Annotated in this window: 13 protein-coding genes and 1 pseudogene; 11 read left to right on the plus strand and 3 right to left on the minus strand. The window is 40.8% G+C overall.

Annotated features, from left to right (window positions below; all coding sequences use genetic code 11):
* Positions 1–144 precede the first annotated feature (144 nt).
* From liaF to tig, 6 genes are all read left to right on the plus strand, one after another.
* Positions 145–843, plus strand: a complete 699-nt coding sequence (liaF, locus tag N8M20_RS08250) for a cell wall-active antibiotics response protein LiaF (RefSeq protein WP_261080261.1) — start codon at positions 145–147, stop codon at positions 841–843.
* Positions 840–1,835 (plus strand): envelope stress sensor histidine kinase LiaS, encoded by a 996-nt coding sequence (locus N8M20_RS08255; RefSeq protein WP_261080262.1) that lies wholly within the window; start codon positions 840–842, stop codon positions 1,833–1,835. Before liaF ends, N8M20_RS08255 begins: the two co-directional genes overlap by 4 nt.
* 13 nt (positions 1,836–1,848) lie before the next feature.
* Positions 1,849–2,481: a response regulator transcription factor gene (locus N8M20_RS08260; RefSeq protein WP_261080263.1), complete on the plus strand. Its 633-nt coding sequence runs from the start codon at positions 1,849–1,851 to the stop codon at positions 2,479–2,481.
* Between the two features lie 278 nt (positions 2,482–2,759).
* Positions 2,760–3,665 carry a C40 family peptidase gene (locus N8M20_RS08265; RefSeq protein ID WP_261080264.1) on the plus strand — a complete coding sequence of 302 codons (906 nt, stop codon included), beginning with the start codon at positions 2,760–2,762 and terminating at the stop codon, positions 3,663–3,665.
* Positions 3,666–3,759: 94 nt separating this feature from the next.
* Positions 3,760–4,944, plus strand: coding sequence for an N-acetylmuramoyl-L-alanine amidase family protein (locus tag N8M20_RS08270; RefSeq protein WP_261080265.1), 1,185 nt, complete (start codon positions 3,760–3,762; stop codon positions 4,942–4,944).
* Positions 4,945–5,155: 211 nt separating this feature from the next.
* A complete protein-coding gene (gene tig, locus N8M20_RS08275) occupies positions 5,156–6,439 on the plus strand; it encodes a trigger factor (protein WP_261080266.1) in 1,284 nt (427 codons plus the stop codon).
* Between the two features lie 47 nt (positions 6,440–6,486).
* Here the strand turns inward: tig and recD2 are convergent, their stop codons facing one another.
* The 3 genes from recD2 to rnhC form a co-directional block, all read right to left on the minus strand.
* Positions 6,487–8,853: an SF1B family DNA helicase RecD2 gene (gene recD2, locus N8M20_RS08280; RefSeq protein ID WP_261080267.1), complete on the minus strand. Its 2,367-nt coding sequence runs from the start codon at positions 8,851–8,853 to the stop codon at positions 6,487–6,489.
* A gap of 128 nt (positions 8,854–8,981) precedes the next feature.
* A complete protein-coding gene (gene lepB, locus N8M20_RS08285) occupies positions 8,982–9,596 on the minus strand; it encodes a signal peptidase I (RefSeq protein ID WP_001083986.1) in 615 nt (204 codons plus the stop codon).
* A 3-nt stretch (positions 9,597–9,599) separates the two neighbouring features.
* Positions 9,600–10,481 carry a ribonuclease HIII gene (gene rnhC, locus N8M20_RS08290; protein ID WP_261080268.1) on the minus strand — a complete coding sequence of 294 codons (882 nt, stop codon included), beginning with the start codon at positions 10,479–10,481 and terminating at the stop codon, positions 9,600–9,602.
* A gap of 86 nt (positions 10,482–10,567) precedes the next feature.
* On the opposite strand from rnhC, the gene zapA reads away from it, so the two are divergent.
* The 5 genes and pseudogenes from zapA to N8M20_RS08315 all read left to right on the plus strand — a co-directional run bounded on the left by zapA (position 10,568) and on the right by N8M20_RS08315 (position 16,022).
* Positions 10,568–10,870 (plus strand): cell division protein ZapA, encoded by a 303-nt coding sequence (gene zapA, locus N8M20_RS08295; RefSeq protein ID WP_000002019.1) that lies wholly within the window; start codon positions 10,568–10,570, stop codon positions 10,868–10,870.
* On the plus strand, positions 10,867–11,415 hold the full coding sequence (locus N8M20_RS08300) for a CvpA family protein (protein ID WP_261080269.1): 549 nt from the start codon (positions 10,867–10,869) through the stop codon (positions 11,413–11,415). Before zapA ends, N8M20_RS08300 begins: the two co-directional genes overlap by 4 nt.
* 103 nt (positions 11,416–11,518) lie before the next feature.
* Complete coding sequence (locus tag N8M20_RS08305; RefSeq protein ID WP_261080270.1) at positions 11,519–13,855, plus strand: endonuclease MutS2; 2,337 nt, start codon at positions 11,519–11,521, stop codon at positions 13,853–13,855.
* A gap of 50 nt (positions 13,856–13,905) precedes the next feature.
* Positions 13,906–14,790, plus strand: a pseudogene (locus N8M20_RS10775) (acyltransferase).
* A 2-nt stretch (positions 14,791–14,792) separates the two neighbouring features.
* Positions 14,793–16,022: a glycosyltransferase gene (locus tag N8M20_RS08315; protein ID WP_261080282.1), complete on the plus strand. Its 1,230-nt coding sequence runs from the start codon at positions 14,793–14,795 to the stop codon at positions 16,020–16,022.
* The last annotated feature ends 192 nt before the right edge of the window (positions 16,023–16,214 follow it).

The following is a 16,214-nucleotide window of genomic DNA, read 5'->3' on the forward strand; positions in this document are numbered from 1 at the left end:
ATGGGACTTTTTTTCTACAAAAAAATAGGCTCCATAAGATCCATAGGGGATTTACCCACTACAAATATTATAGAGCCTTTTTCCATCTTCAGACCGAGGTGACTTTTTTGAATTGTGATAAAATAGAAAGCAGAGGATGAACCTATGAGAAAATTTAAAATCTTTTTATTTATTGAAGCCTGTCTTTTGACAGGAGCTCTGATGTTGATGGTTTCAGAGCATTTTTCGCGTTTTCTGCTGATACTATTCCTCTTTTTACTTTTGATTCGCTATTACACTGGTAAAGAGGGCAATAATCTTCTTTTAGTAGTGGCAACCATTCTCTTCTTTTTCATCGTCATGCTCAATCCTTTTGTGATTCTAGCTATTTTTGTTGCGGTCATCTATAGTCTTTTTCTTCTTTATCCGATGATGAATCAGGAAAAAGAGCAGACCAATTTGGTTTTTGAAGAGGTGGTGACGGTTAAGAAGGAGAAAAATCGTTGGTTTGGAAATCTCCATCATTTTTCAAGCTACCAAACTTGCCAGTTTGATGATATCAATCTCTTTCGTCTCATGGGCAAGGACACTATTCATCTGGAGAGGGTCATCCTAACCAATCATGACAATGTCATTATTCTCAGAAAGATGGTAGGAACGACCAAAATCATTGTACCTGTAGATGTGGAAGTCAGTCTCAGCGTTAACTGTCTCTATGGTGATTTGACTTTTTTCAACCAGCCCAAGCGACCCCTCCGAAATGAACACTATCATCAAGAAACAAGAGACTATCTCAAGAGTAACAAGAGTGTCAAGATTTTCTTGACCACTATGATTGGCGATGTTGAGGTGGTTAGAGGATGAAAAAACAAGCTTATGTAATCATTGCCATTACCTCCTTCCTGTTTGTCTTATTTTTCTCCCACAGCTTGCTGGACATCCTTGACTTTGACTGGTCTATTTTCTTGCACGATGTCGAAAAAACAGAAAAATTTATCTTTTTGTTGTTGGTATTCAGCATGACCATGACCTTTCTCTTAGCCCTGTTTTGGAGAGGTGTTGAAGAGCTTTCTCTAAGAAAAATGCAGGCTAATCTCAAGCGTTTATTAGCAGGACAAGAAGTGGTTCAGGTTGCAGATCCAGATTTGGATGCCAGTTTCAAGTCCTTGTCGGGTAAACTTAACCTCTTGACAGAAGCTCTTCAAAAGGCTGAAAATCAGAGTCTTGCTCAGGAAGAGGAAATCATCGAGAAAGAACGGAAGCGAATTGCTCGGGATTTGCATGATACAGTCAGTCAGGAGTTGTTTGCGGCTCACATGATTTTGTCAGGTGTCAGCCAGCAGTCTTTGAAATTGGATAGAGAAAAGATGCAGACCCAGTTGCAGAGCGTCACAGCCATCCTTGAAACAGCCCAGAAGGACTTGCGGGTCTTGCTCCTGCACTTGCGACCAGTTGAGCTGGAGCAGAAGAGCTTGATAGAAGGGATTCAAATCCTCCTAAAAGAGCTTGAGGACAAGAGTGATCTCAAGGTTAGTTTCAAGCAAAATGTGACGAAATTGCCTAAGAAAATCGAGGAGCATATCTTCCGTATCCTGCAAGAGTTGATCAGCAATACCCTCCGCCATGCCCAGGCCTCTTGCCTAGATGTCTACCTCTATCAGACAGATGTTGAATTGCAGCTGAAAGTGGTGGACAATGGGATTGGTTTCCAGTTGGGGAGCTTAGACGACTTGAGTTATGGACTTCGTAATATCAAGGAGCGGGTTGAAGATATGGCAGGAACGGTTCAACTCTTGACAGCTCCAAAGCAAGGGCTGGCAGTTGATATCCGTATTCCCTTGTTAGATAAGGAATGATAAAGGAGTAAAGATGAAAATTTTACTAGTAGATGACCATGAAATGGTCCGATTGGGCTTGAAAAGCTACTTTGACCTCCAAGACGATGTAGAAGTTGTAGGGGAAGCGTCCAACGGGTTTCAGGGTATTGACTTAGCCTTGAAATTGCGTCCAGATGTTATTGTCATGGATATCGTCATGCCTGAAATGAATGGAATTGACGCGACTTTGGCCATCCTCAAAGAATGGCCTGAAGCCAAGATTTTGATTGTGACTTCTTACTTGGACAATGAAAAAATAATGCCGGTTTTGAATGCTGGTGCCAAAGGCTATATGCTCAAGACTTCTAGTGCAGACGAACTGCTCCATGCCGTCCGTAAGGTGGCTGCTGGGGAGTTGGCCATTGAGCAAGAGGTCAGCAAAAAAGTCGAATACCACCGCAATCACATAGAACTACATGAGGATCTGACTGCGCGTGAGCGAGATGTTCTTCAACTCATCGCCAAGGGCTACGAAAATCAGCGCATCGCAGACGAACTTTTTATCTCTCTCAAGACGGTCAAGACGCACGTGTCTAACATTCTTGCCAAACTTGAGGTTAGCGATCGTACACAAGCTGCGGTCTATGCTTTTCAGCACCACTTGGTGGGGCATGAGAATTTTTAGTAGTTATATAAAATAATATCGGAGAAATGACTTAATTTAGTATCAAGGAAGCGAGCAAGTACCTCTAGCATGATAAAATATTTTTTTCACAATGTTTTTATGTTATTTGTTGACATTCATTTTATAGGGGAGTAGAATAGAGTTATAAAAAGATAAAGTAATATATTGAATATAAAAAGGATATATAAAATCCGAAAGGAGGTTACAGGTATGTCTCCGTAAATTATCAAAATAAGGTCACTAGAGCGTTAAGGAATTTTGAAGAAAGGATTTTTGTCATGAAAAAATATATTACTTATGCAGCTTTATTACTTACTTCAGGAGCTTTGTTATCAACTACTTATGTAGTTAGTGCAGAAACTACAACGTCTACCACTAAAGTGACTACATCACAAACAACTTCACAGTATACAAGCGAGAAAGAAGCAATTGATCAACTTGTTAAAGAAGGTAAAATTAAGGTTGAAGATGCAGAACAAGTTAAGTTGGTAGGATTTTCTCCTAGAGAATTAACTAAAGTAGAGAGTGATCAAGAAAAAATAGCATTTAATCAAAACCGAGATGATAAAGGAACTTGGATGCTAACAGATGGTCGCTGGTGGTTCAAATATACTTCAGGTGGGTATGCTAAACATTGGGAATACTTAGATAAAAAATGGTATTATTTTGATGATCAAGGTTGGATGAAATCAAATGAGTGGATTAACCCAGATGGTAATTGGTACTATCTTTCAAATGATGGTTCCATACTAACTGATTACAATAGAGTTAATGGGAAACCTTATTTCTTCAGATCTAACGGTGTTTGCGTAGAAAATCAGGGGAAGGCAATTGCTGAATATGCAGAAACCTTTATAGGTACATTACCTTATAAATATGGAGCAGCTACATTAAATAAGAGTATCGGTGCTGATTGTTCTGGATTCACTCAAGCAATTCATGCCTGCTTTGATATTTATATTGGTAGAACAACTGGAGAACAAGCTGAAGGAGGGAAATTTATATATAGTGGCTCACAACTTCCTGGAGATTTAATATTGTACAATGGCGACCAAGGTTCAAATCAACATGTGGGTATTTATGTTGGAGGTGGAAAAGTTGTTCATGCTCCAATTGAAGGTCAGAAAGTTTCTTATATGAATCAATACGGAATGGAGCAAAATACAATCCGTAGATATTGGTAATATTGTCTAATCTTTCATAATGAACAGTATTAGAATATAGCTAAATAAAGAGGGTAAGTCCTCCTATAGCTATTCAATAAAGGAGGAAATAGCTATGAAAAAATCTAAATTACTCACACTTGGTTTGCTTGCAGGTGCTGGTCTGCTTTTGTCAATCAACCAAGCACAGGCTGCAGATACTTGGGTTAAAAATGGCGCTGATTGGAATCTTTCTCAAGATGGCAGCCTAGCTAAAAATAAGTGGGTGCAAAATGCTGGCTCTTGGTATCATTTCGACGGTTCTGGTAACATGCAGACAGGCTGGTACAAAGAAGGTAATACATGGTACTCACTAGCAGATAGCGGGGCTATGCGTACTGGATGGTACAAAGAAGGTAGCACATGGTACTCCCTAGCAGATAGTGGCGCCATGCGCACTGGTTGGTACAAAGAAGGGTCTACTTGGTACTATCTTCGTTTTAGTGGTTCTATGCAGACAGGTTGGGAGTGCATAGATAATAATTGGTATTATTTCGAACAATCAGGTGCAATGGCCTCTGATAGAGTTGTAAATTCTAGTGATGGGACAGGCTATATTCTCAGCAAGGATGGCCATATGTTCACTTTACAAAATAGCCCTTATAAAAATGGTGACATTGTTCGTTTAGGTGATGGATATGAATATCTGATTACAGCAAAATTTGACGGAAATAACTTTACTGATGTTATCGTGGATAAAAACACTTGGTATATCAAACCTGAGTTCAAGAAGTTTTCCGACAAATATGGGGATCAAGTTTCCAATACAATCTTAGCTTTAGTGGATAATAAAGAAGAAGGACAAGAAATTGAACCTAAGGCTGTTATTCGTAATTTCCAAAATCTACCAGGTCGATATTACTTTGGAGCAGATGGTCGTAGAGTGACACCACTTCCAGAGATGACAACTAGATCAGAAATCAAAAAAGTTGGTAATGATCTTTATCTAGAAGACCCAGGTGTACGACTTAGACTTCCATCTACTGACTTCACCATCAATAACAATAAATTATACTATTTAGATGGAGCTAATGGTAAGCTTAAAACAGGTTACTTTGTATTGATTGATGACGGTATGGCTGCACCATACTATCATTTCCTTGTATATGCAGACCAATCTGGAGAAGTTCTTAAGATGAAACGCTTGCCATCAGGATTTTCAGATTATTTTGACAAAGAAATCGATGGTTTCTATGGTCAAAAAATTAAGATTACACAGCCAAATAAGTATGAATATTACAAGGTTCTTGTGGTTAAATAATACAAAACGAATCGCCTAATGAGGGATGTGGGGGCGATTCGTTTTTTACTGTAATCAGCCATTATTAAACATCTTTTATAAGATTATATTCGAAAACTAAGAAGAAACCGTACCTCCCCCATCATTGAAAAGCGCATTCGTTACTTGAAAAAAGTCGCTCGTTTATGTTATAATAGACTGTATTTAAAAAATTTTAAGGAGAAATGACAGAATGTCTGTATCATTTGAAAACAAAGAAACAAACTGTGGTGTCTTGACTTTCACTATCTCTCAAGACCAAATCAAACCAGAATTGGACCGTGTCTTCAACTCAGTGAAGAAATCTCTTAATGTTCCAGGTTTCCGTAAAGGTCACCTTCCACGCCCTATCTTCGACAAAAAATTTGGTGAAGAGTCACTTTACCAAGACGTTATGAACGCTCTTTTGCCAAATGCTTATGAAGCAGCTGTAAAAGAAGCTGGTCTTGAAGTGGTTGCTCAACCAAAAATTGACGTAACTTCAATGGAAAAAGGTCAAGACTGGGTTATCACTGCTGAAGTTGTTACAAAACCTGAAGTAAAATTGGGTGACTACAAAAACCTTGAAGTATCAGTAGATGTTGAAAAAGAAGTAACTGATGCTGACGTTGAAGAACGTATCGAACGCGAACGCAACAACTTGGCTGAATTGGTTATCAAGGAAGCTGCTGCTGAAAACGGCGACACTGTTGTCATCGACTTCGTTGGTTCTATCGATGGTGTTGAATTTGATGGCGGAAAAGGTGAAAACTTCTCACTTGGACTTGGTTCAGGTCAATTCATCCCTGGTTTCGAAGACCAATTGGTAGGTCACTCAGCTGGCGAAACTGTTGATGTTATCGTAACATTCCCAGAAGACTACCAAGCAGAAGACCTTGCAGGTAAAGAAGCTAAATTCGTGACAACTATCCACGAAGTAAAAGCTAAAGAAGTTCCAGCTCTTGACGATGAGCTTGCAAAAGACATTGACGAAGAAGTTGAAACACTTGCTGAATTGAAAGAAAAATACCGTAATGAATTGGCTGCTGCTAAAGAAGAAGCTTACAAAGATGCAGTTGAAGGTGCAGCAATTGATAAAGCTGTAGAAAACGCTGAAATCGTAGAACTTCCAGAAGAAATGATTCACGAAGAAGTTCACCGCTCAGTAAACGAATTCCTTGGAAACTTGCAACGTCAAGGTATCAACCCTGACATGTACTTCCAAATCACTGGAACTACTCAAGAAGACCTTCACAATCAATACCAAGCAGAAGCTGAGTCACGTACTAAGACTAACCTTGTTATCGAAGCAGTTGCTAAAGCTGAAGGTTTTGACGCTTCAGAAGAAGAAATCCAAAAAGAAGTTGAGCAATTGGCAGCAGACTATAACATGGAAGTTGCTCAAGTACAAAGCTTACTTTCAGCTGATATGTTGAAACACGACATCACAATCAAAAAAGCTGTTGAATTGATTACAAGCACAGCAACAGTTAAATAATCTTAATAAACAAAAATCCCACCTGATTAGGTGGGTTTTCTTATGCGCTATTTTCCAAAAATCTCTTTGAGATCTGCGTCTGTAATCCCAATCATGGCGGGGATGCTGTCCCAGTTTTCTTCTGTCAGGATGTAGGATTGTTCAGAGGCACTTGATGTGGCAGTTTCAGAGACAGCTGGTTGCTTTTCTTCAACATTCTCCAATAAATCACTGAAGCGTTCAATCAGATAGGTTTTTCGGGCAGTTCCGATGTGTTGGGTAGCATAATCAAAGGCCTGTAATTCGCCTAGTAAGATAAGCTTGCTTTTGGCGCGTGTAATGGCTGTATAGATGAGATTGCGCTCCAGCATACGCCTACTAGCACTAGTGATAGGTAGGATGACAACAGGGAACTCACTTCCCTGTGATTTATGGATGCTCATGGCATAGGCCAGGCGAATCTTGTACCATTCGTTACGTGGGTAAGAGACCTCGTTGCCATCAAAATCAATGACAATCTCATCTTGCTTCGACTCGGTGTATTTACCAGGAATCAGGTCTGTGATGGCTCCTAAATCTCCATTAAAGACATTGATTTCAGCATCGTTGACCAAATGAATGACCTTGTCTCCCTTACGATAGTGGCACTGGGGAGCTTCAAAACTGAGTTGATCTTTTTGTGGTGGGTTTAGGAGGTCTTGCATGAGCTGATTGATAGCATCAATCCCTGCAGTTCCTCGGTACATAGGAGCCAGAACTTGGATATCACGGGCAGGGATACCACTTCTGAGGGCAGCGCCTAAGATTTTTTCAATGGTAGCTGGAATATGGCCACTAGCAATTTCAAAGTAGGAACGGTCTGCTTTTTTCTGGGTGAAATCAGCTGGCAAGACTCCCTGTCTAATCTGACTAGCTAGGGTGACGATAGTTGATTCTTCGCTTTGCCGGTAAATTTTTTCCAAGCGAGTCTGAGGAATCAAAGGAATATGGAGCAGATCCGCTAGAACCTGTCCAGGACTGACAGAAGGCAACTGGTCGCTGTCTCCCACGATGAGGATTTTACTGTTAGAAGAGATGTTGGAGAAGAGTTGATTGGCTAGCCAAGTATCCACCATGGAAAATTCATCCACGATAATAAAGTCGGCATCCAGATAATCTTCCAGATGACTGGTATCATCATCACCTGTCATTCCTAAATGACGGTGTATAGTCGCGCTTGGCAAGCCTGTCAATTCATTCATACGTCGAGCAGCTCGACCAGTTGGAGCAGCAAGAAGAATCGGCAGATTGCTTTTTTTCCTGAGGTCAAGTCCTTCTAAAAGGGCGTAAACAGCGATAATCCCATTGATAACAGTTGTCTTACCAGTACCAGGCCCACCTGTCAGAATAAAGACCTTGTTCTGGATAGCATCACAGATAGCTTGTTTTTGAATACTATCATACTCAATTCCCAGTTCTTCCTCGACAGTAGTGATATGTTTTTGAATGATTTCTAAATCCTGGCTCTTCTGTTTTCCCTTTTCAAGGATACGAACCAAGTGACTGCGGATGCCTTCCTCAGCGAAAAAGAGGCTGTTGTCAAAAATTTTGGTATCAATCTGTTGAACCTTGTCTTCTTCAATCAGGTAGGAGAGTTCTTGGGCAACTTGGCTGGGATCCAGTTCCACGGGGCGGGAAGACTCAAGGAGAGTAAGGGTTTGTTCTAGCAGATCCCGTGCTTCAACATAGGTGTCCCCTGTTTCCATACAGGCCTGAAAAAGGCTGTGAACTAGACCAGCACGGAAGCGCTCAGGAGCCTGACTTTCGATGCCTAATTCTTCCGCTAATTGGTCAGCAATAGTAAATCCCAAACCCTTGATATCCTCAACCAACTGGTAGGGATAATTTTCAACCACGTCAAGGGTTTCTTCCTTGTAAAAGTCTTGAATCTGAAAGGCTAGTTTGTTGGGAATGCCGTAGTTGGCTAGTTTTGCCAAAACCATCTCGGTTCCGTAGTTGAGGCGGAGAGTAGAGACGAAAGCCTCGCGATTTTTGGCAGAGAGCCCTGAGATGCCTTCTAGCTTTTCTGGGTGTTGCAGAATTTCGTCAATGGTATTGTCGCCATAGGTGTCGACGATTTTCTGAGCAGTCTTGAGACCAATTCCCTTGAAATGGCTACTTGAAAAGTACTTAACCAAGCCCTTGCTAGTTGGTTTTGCGCGTTCATACCGGCTGATTTGCAGTTGTTCCCCGTACTTGGAGTGCTGGACAATTTGTCCCCAAAAAGTATAGTCTTCTCCCTCAATCACATCAGCCATGGTGCCCGTGATAATGATTTCAAAATCATCAAAATCTTCTGCGTCCGTATCTTCGATTTCTAGGAGGAGGATGCGATAAAAATTGCTGGGATTTTCAAAAATAATCCGTTCAATGGTTCCTGAAAAATAAACTTCCATAAAATTCCTTTGCATGAATAGGTGAGAGTTAACTTTGTTTCTATCTTAATCAAACTGGATAGTGAATAATCATCTTCTCACGATAGAAGAAGAGGCTGAGATTGGTGATTCTCGGCCTCTTAGGTCTCTTAAAATGTTCCGATACGGGTGATTGGCCAGAAGCGGAATTTAGCTTCCCCTGTGATATCTTTTGCTTTAAAAGTTCCTACGTGACGGCTGTCGCTCGAAACCAGGCGGTCATCTCCGAGGAGAAGGTATTCTCCTTCTGGAACAGTAAAGCTAAAGTTGGTGTTGTAGTTGACATCAACTGTGAAAGCTTGAGCTTTTTGAGCGATACTTCTAAAGAAAGTTCCTTTATTTCCTTCAAAGCCCTTGCCTGAGTAGGTGCTTTGGAGTTTATCATCCTTGAAACGTTTGATGTAGTCAGCTAGGTAAGGCTCATCCGTCTCTTTATCATTGATGTAAAGTTTATCGTTTTCGTAACGGATGGTGTCGCCAGGCATTCCGATCACGCGCTTGACGATGTCCTTATTGCCATCTTCCTCATGGGCCACCACGATATCAAAACGGTCAATAGGGAGGTGCTTAACGACAAAGAGAATTTCGCCATCCGCTAGGGTAGGATCCATAGAATGCCCTTCTACGCGGACATTACTCCAAAAAAAGATACGGCTCAAAGCTAGTAATGACAGAATCAGGAGGAACAATCCCCACTCTTTTAGGAAATTTTTAAATGAATTCATAATTTACCTTTCTAAGCGTTTTTTCGCTTTTTCAGTATTTTTAAAGTGCAGTTTGGCGCAGAAATTTAGTCCCTGCATACCATAGGCTTGTAAAATCTGGCTAGCTACCTTGTCAGAAGCCGTTCCAGCTCCACTTGGAAGTTGATAGCCCAGTTCTCGTCCTAGATTTTCTAGATTTTCCAGAAAGAGGTCACGCGCAATGATAGAAGAAACTGCGACAGCCAAGTATTTGCCCTCAGCCTTTTCTTCTAAGCTGATCGGATTGCCGAAACGATTGGCCTCTTGTGCCAAGTACTTGTCATAATTTTTAGCACTCGTAAAGGCATCAATCACAATTTTCTCAGGCTGAATGCCTTTTTGAAGAAGGAGATAGATAGCCTGGTTATGGAGGGCTACCTTAACAGAAACAGCGTTGTAGCGGTCTCCGATGACCTCGTTGTACTTGCTTGGTGAGAGAAGCAGTGCCTGGTGCTGGATTTTTTCCTTGAGGATAGGGGCAATCTGACGGATCTTTTGGTCGGTCAGAGTCTTAGAATCTCCCACACCGAGTTTTCGTAAGAAATCATGCTGGTCGGGTGTGACAAAGGAAGCCACAACTGCAAGTCCACCAAAGTAGGAACCATTTCCAACCTCATCCGTCCCAATCAAAGGGAAATTTTGCCCCCTGTTTTCCTCTAGAACCTGATAGCCAAAGAAACTGGCGTATTTCTCAGCTCCTTCACCCTGAAGCAAGACCTTTCCAGAAGTATAGATAGAAACCGTTGCTTGAGGTAGTCTCAAAAAGTAGCGGATATAGGGATTCTTGCTGGGAGCCAGACTGGTTTGATAGTGTTCAAGAAAAGCCTGAATCTCCTTTTCACTTGGTGTGAGTGTTATACTTGCCATAGTTTCTATTGTACCACAAAAGCAGGCAAATTTGTAAAAACTGACAAAATTAGCGAATTTTGGTATAATATCGTGAGGTGAATTTTATGGCAAATCTAAATCGATTCAAATTTACATTCGGGAAAAAATCATTAACCTTGACAAGCGAACATGATAACCTTTTTATGGAGGAAATCGCCAAGGTTGCGACAGAAAAATACCAAGCAATTAAAGAACAAATGCCTAGTGCAGACGATGAAACAATCGCTCTTTTGTTGGCAGTCAACTGTTTATCAACTCAGCTCAGCCGTGAGATTGAATTTGATGATAAGGAGCAAGAGCTAGAAGAACTCCGTCACAAGCTTGTGACTTGCAAGCAAGAACAGAGCAAGATTGAGGATTCCTTATGATTTCACTCCTTCTTCTATTGGTCTTGGCTTGGGGATTTTATATCGGCTATCGGAGAGGCCTGCTCTTACAGATTTATTACCTGATTTCAGCCATGGCATCGGCTTTTATGGCTGGCCAGTTTTACAAGGGGCTGGGAGAACAATTCCATTTATTACTCCCTTATGCAAATCCGCAGGAAGGTCAAGGGACTTTCTTTTTCCCATCGGATCAACTCTTTCAGTTGGATAAGGTCTTTTACGCAGGGATTGGCTACTTGCTTGTATTTGGGATTGTCTATAGCATCGGTCGTTTGCTTGGTCTCCTCTTACACTTGATTCCTAGTAAAAAACTGGGTGGTAAGTTGTTCCAAGTTACAGCAGGAATCTTGTCCATGATGGTGACCTTATTTGTCTTGCAAATGGCCTTGACCATCTTGGCGACCATCCCCATGGCAGCTATACAAAATCCTCTTGAAAAGAGTATCGTCGCAAAACACATCATCCAGAGCATACCAGTAACAACCAGTTGGCTCAAACAAATCTGGGTGACAAATTTAATCGGATAAAAAGGGCAGGAGTTTTCCTAGCCCTTTGTTTACAGATTTGACTCGAATCTATCAGGATGTAAAAAGCTACCACACCTAGACATTCAAAGACAAGGAAATAAAGATGAACAAGAAAATATTAGAAACATTAGAGTTCAATAAGGTTAAGGCCTTGTTTGAACCTCATTTGTTGACCGAGCAGGGCTTGGAGCAATTGAGACAGCTAGCTCCGACTGCCAAAGCAGATAAAATCAAACAGGCTTTTGCTGAGATGAAGGAAATGCAGGCTCTCTTCGTCGAGCAACCGCATTTCACTATTCTCTCAACCAAGGAAATTGCAGGAGTCTGCAAACGGTTGGAGATGGGAGCGGACCTCAATATCGAGGAGTTCCTCCTCTTGAAGCGCGTACTTCTTTCCAGTCGAGAACTGCAAAGTTTTTATGCTAATTTGGAAAATGTCAGCTTGGAAGAATTAGCCCTTTGGTTTGAGAAATTACATGATTTTCCCCAATTACAAGGAAATCTCCAAGCCTTTAATGATGCAGGTTTCATTGAAAATTTTGCCAGTGAAGAATTGGCGCGCATCCGTCGAAAAATCCATGATAGCGAGAGTCAGGTACGCGATGTCCTACAGGACCTGCTCAAGCAAAAAGCGCAGATGTTGACGGAAGGAATCGTTGCCAGCAGAAATGGCCGTCAGGTTTTACCAGTCAAAAACACCTACCGAAATAAGATTGCAGGTGTCGTTCATGATATTTCTGCTAGTGGAAATACCGTCTATATCGAACCCCGTGAGGTGGTCAAACTGAGCGAAGATATTGCTAGTCTGCGAGCAGATGAGCGCTATGAAATGCTTCGCATTCTCCAAGAAATCTCGGAGCGTGTCCGCCCTCATGCTGCTGAGATTGCTAATGACGCTTGGATTATCGGCCATCTGGACTTGATTCGTGCCAAGGTTCGCTTCATCCAAGAAAGGCAAGCAGTCGTTCCTAAGCTGTCAGAAAATCAGGAGATTCAACTGCTCCATGTCTGCCATCCTTTGGTCAAAAATGCCGTCGCAAATGATGTCCATTTTGGCCAAGATTTAACAGCTATTGTCATTACAGGTCCCAATACTGGTGGTAAGACCATCATGCTCAAAACCCTCGGCTTGACACAGGTTATGGCCCAGTCTGGTTTGCCGATTTTAGCAGATAAGGGAAGTCGTGTTGGTATTTTTGAAGAAATTTTTGCTGATATTGGCGATGAGCAGTCTATTGAGCAGAGCTTGTCTACCTTCTCTAGCCACATGACCAATATTGTGGATATTCTTGGCAAGGTCAATCAACATTCGCTCTTGCTCTTGGATGAGTTGGGGGCTGGTACAGATCCCCAAGAGGGAGCTGCCCTTGCCATGGCTATTCTGGAGGACCTTCGCCTGCGTCAAGTCAAGACTATGGCGACAACCCACTATCCAGAACTCAAGGCTTACGGTATTGAGACAGCCTTTGTGCAAAATGCCAGCATGGAGTTTGATACTGCAACTCTTCGCCCGACCTATCGCTTTATGCAGGGAGTTCCTGGCCGAAGCAATGCCTTTGAGATTGCCAAACGTCTAGGCCTATCTGAAGTTATCGTAGGGGATGCCAGCCAGCAGGTCAATCAGGACAATGATGTCAATCGGATTATTGAGCAACTGGAAGAACAGACGTTGGAAAGTCGCAAACGCTTGGACAATATCCGTGAGGTGGAGCAAGAAAATCTAAAGATGAACCGTGCGCTAAAAAAACTTTACAACGAGCTCAATCGTGAAAAGGAAACCGAGCTTAATAAGGCGCGTGAACAGGCTGCTGAGATTGTGGACATGGCCCTAAGTGAGAGTGACCAGATTCTCAAAAATCTCCACAGCAAATCTCAACTTAAACCCCACGAAATCATAGAAGCCAAGGCCAAGCTGAAAAAATTGGCTCCTGAAAAAGTAGATTTGTCTAAAAACAAGGTCCTTCAAAAGGCCAAGAAAAAACGAGCTCCAAAGGTGGGAGATGATATCGTGGTGCTCAGTTATGGACAGCGTGGTACCTTGACCAGTCAACTCAAGGACGGCCGCTGGGAAGCCCAAGTTGGCTTGATTAAGATGACCTTGGAAGAGAAAGAGTTTGACCTTGTTCAAGCCCAGCAAGAAAAGCAAGTCATGAAGAAACAGGTCAATGTTGTGAAACGAACATCTGGGCGAGGACCTCAAGCCAGACTGGACCTTCGAGGCAAACGTTATGAAGAGGCCATGAATGAGCTAGATGCCTTTATCGACCAAGCCTTGCTTAATAATATGGCTCAAGTTGATATCATCCATGGTATCGGAACAGGTGTCATCCGTGAAGGTGTCATCAAATACCTACAAAGAAACAAGCATGTCAAGAGTTTCGGCTATGCCCCACAAAATGCTGGAGGTAGTGGTGCGACTATTGTCACTTTTAAAGGATAGAAGTATCATTTTTATAAATTTTAGTGTATAAAAGAATCTAGAAATATAGGATGGATTTGAAAAATATAGTACAGTTAGTTGGAGGTTATCATCATGTTGAAGTGTCTCCAGATGCTCATCTTGATTTGGGAGCAGATATTACAATTCGTTCGTTTACAAGTATTGAAGTTTCAAGTGGTGCGAATTTGAAAGTAGGGAATAGGGTCTTTTTTAATGACCATTGTTCAATCCGCTGTACTGAGGAAATCACCATTGGTCATGATACAATGTTTGGGGATGGAGTACGAATTTTTGATTCGAATCATCAATTCAATAACTATCATGTGTTTAAAACTGCAATGAGCGGCGCTCCTATTCATATTGGGCGGGATTGTTGGATTGGTGCCAATACCGTTATTCTTAGAGGAGTTACTATTGGTGATAATGTCATCATAGGTGCTAATTGTCTCATCCACTAGGATATTCCTGATAATTCAATCGTCACTCATAGTGAAACATTAACGATTAAGCCCAAGAATATTGCCAAATTCCATGCCTTTGTTTATACTTACTCGGATCAGTTGGAAGGCTTGGAGTATTTGCTGGCTAGTTTACCTGAAGTTGATTTTCATGTTGCGGCGCCAACGAATGTTTCAGATTTTTTAAGAAGTTTTTCCAGATTTAGTAATTTTCAACTATATGAATATTGCCAATCGAGAGAGATTTCAGATCGCATTTTAGAGTTAGCTAATGTTTATCTAGATATAAACCACTGGAATGATGTTGATGATATTATTGGGCGTGCTTTGGCAATAGGAAAACCGATATTTGCATTTGACACAGTAGCTCATCGAACTGATGAAGGAATTCAAGTGTTTAGTATAGAGGACAAAGAGAATATGGTGATGGCCATTCGTCACCAACTAGAAAAAGTTGATAGTGGGGAGAAGGAATGAAATTGTATCAAAAAGTGATTGCTCTTGGAGCTGATATTCGTTATATGGATAAGGTAGAAACTGTTATAAAGTCAATTTCAGTTCATAATCAGGAAGTGAAATTTTATGTATTTAATGACGATTTGCCTAGTGAATGGTTTTTGTTGATGAGAAATCGTTTGAAGGTCATTGGTTCTGAGATTGTCAACGTTAAAAAAACGGCTCACAACCTTCGTGATTTTCGCTTGCCAAATGCAATCCTGTCCTATGCTGCTTTCTTTAGGTATTTCATAGCAGATGAAGTACAAGAAGACAGAGTTCTCTATTTAGACTCGGATACGATTGTCAATGCAAAATTAGATGACTTATTCACCATGGATTTACAAGGATATGCTATCGCAGCTGTTCAAGATTTTAATCATGAAGGTTGGTTAACAACCTTTAATTCAGGTGTGATGTTGATTGATGCCAAAAAATGGCGAGAAAAAAATTCAACTCAAAGTCTACTAGAGTTGACTGCCCAACACCATGAATATGTCTATGGGGATCAAGGGGTTCTCAACATGTATTTCGGTGATCAGTGGCTACATTTGGATAAAGAGTACAATTTTATGGTTGGTTTGGATCAATTTCTACATTTGAGTGGGAATGAGGAATGGTATCAGTCTAACTATTACGGAAATTGTGAACCAAAGATTATCCACTATACCACAGAATTTAAACCATGGACTCATTTGACCTTGACACGTTATCGTAAGTTATGGTGGTTTTATTATGGTTTAAACTGGAGTGATGTATTGTTAGAAACAGATATCATCAGACGTTCATTTACAGAACTAGTGAAGGCTCCCTTATATCATACTTGTATTTTCACAAATAGTGCTGGTCTAGAATCGATAGAATACCTATTATCCGAATTGCCAGAAGTTCATGTTACAATATTAGCTCCAACAGATTTTGCTGAGAGTGTAGTTGATATGCAACGATTTTTGAATCTTTCAATTTATCCAAACTTTAGTCCTTTTAACAAAAAGGAAACCTTGGACAAAATGGATTTCTATCTGGATATCAATCATGGTGGCGTTGTAGGGGCTATTATTGAAGAAATTCATGATAAAAACAAACCAATCTTCGCTTTCGACAATACCAGTCATGACTCAAGTGGAAGAAGTCAAATTTTTTCATCTGCTGAACCAGAGAAAATGGTAGAGGAAATTCGAAAATTTTTAGGAGTAGAACTGAGTGGTAAATGAGTTTAAATAATATTTTAAAATTTATCAAAAAGTCATGATTTCTATTGAAATTATGGCTCTATTTTCGAGATAGCGAGGTAATTTATACAGTAAAAACTGATGAATAAAGTTTTACTAATAAACACATTGACAAAAGCCAACATTTTTTGTAAAATAAGAATCAATTAAATACCAACACCGAATGAAGTTTAA

Origin of the sequence: Streptococcus mitis, assembly GCF_946190275.1 — a bacterium.
GTDB classification, from domain to species: Bacteria; Bacillota; Bacilli; order Lactobacillales; family Streptococcaceae; genus Streptococcus; species Streptococcus mitis_DC.

Excerpts from the sequence above, each read along its gene's own strand:
- liaF (WP_261080261.1), top strand. The coding sequence starts at position 145 with ATGAGAAAATTTAAAATCTTTTTATTTATTGAAGCCTGTCTTTTGACA.
- N8M20_RS08255 (WP_261080262.1), top strand. The coding sequence starts at position 840 with ATGAAAAAACAAGCTTATGTAATCATTGCCATTACCTCCTTCCTGTTT.
- N8M20_RS08260 (WP_261080263.1), top strand. The coding sequence starts at position 1,849 with ATGAAAATTTTACTAGTAGATGACCATGAAATGGTCCGATTGGGCTTG.
- N8M20_RS08265 (WP_261080264.1), top strand. The coding sequence starts at position 2,760 with ATGAAAAAATATATTACTTATGCAGCTTTATTACTTACTTCAGGAGCT.
- N8M20_RS08270 (WP_261080265.1), top strand. The coding sequence starts at position 3,760 with ATGAAAAAATCTAAATTACTCACACTTGGTTTGCTTGCAGGTGCTGGT.
- tig (WP_261080266.1), top strand. The coding sequence starts at position 5,156 with ATGTCTGTATCATTTGAAAACAAAGAAACAAACTGTGGTGTCTTGACT.
- recD2 (WP_261080267.1), bottom strand. The coding sequence starts at position 8,853 with ATGGAAGTTTATTTTTCAGGAACCATTGAACGGATTATTTTTGAAAAT.
- lepB (WP_001083986.1), bottom strand. The coding sequence starts at position 9,596 with ATGAATTCATTTAAAAATTTCCTAAAAGAGTGGGGATTGTTCCTCCTG.
- rnhC (WP_261080268.1), bottom strand. The coding sequence starts at position 10,481 with ATGGCAAGTATAACACTCACACCAAGTGAAAAGGAGATTCAGGCTTTT.
- zapA (WP_000002019.1), top strand. The coding sequence starts at position 10,568 with ATGGCAAATCTAAATCGATTCAAATTTACATTCGGGAAAAAATCATTA.
- N8M20_RS08300 (WP_261080269.1), top strand. The coding sequence starts at position 10,867 with ATGATTTCACTCCTTCTTCTATTGGTCTTGGCTTGGGGATTTTATATC.
- N8M20_RS08305 (WP_261080270.1), top strand. The coding sequence starts at position 11,519 with ATGAACAAGAAAATATTAGAAACATTAGAGTTCAATAAGGTTAAGGCC.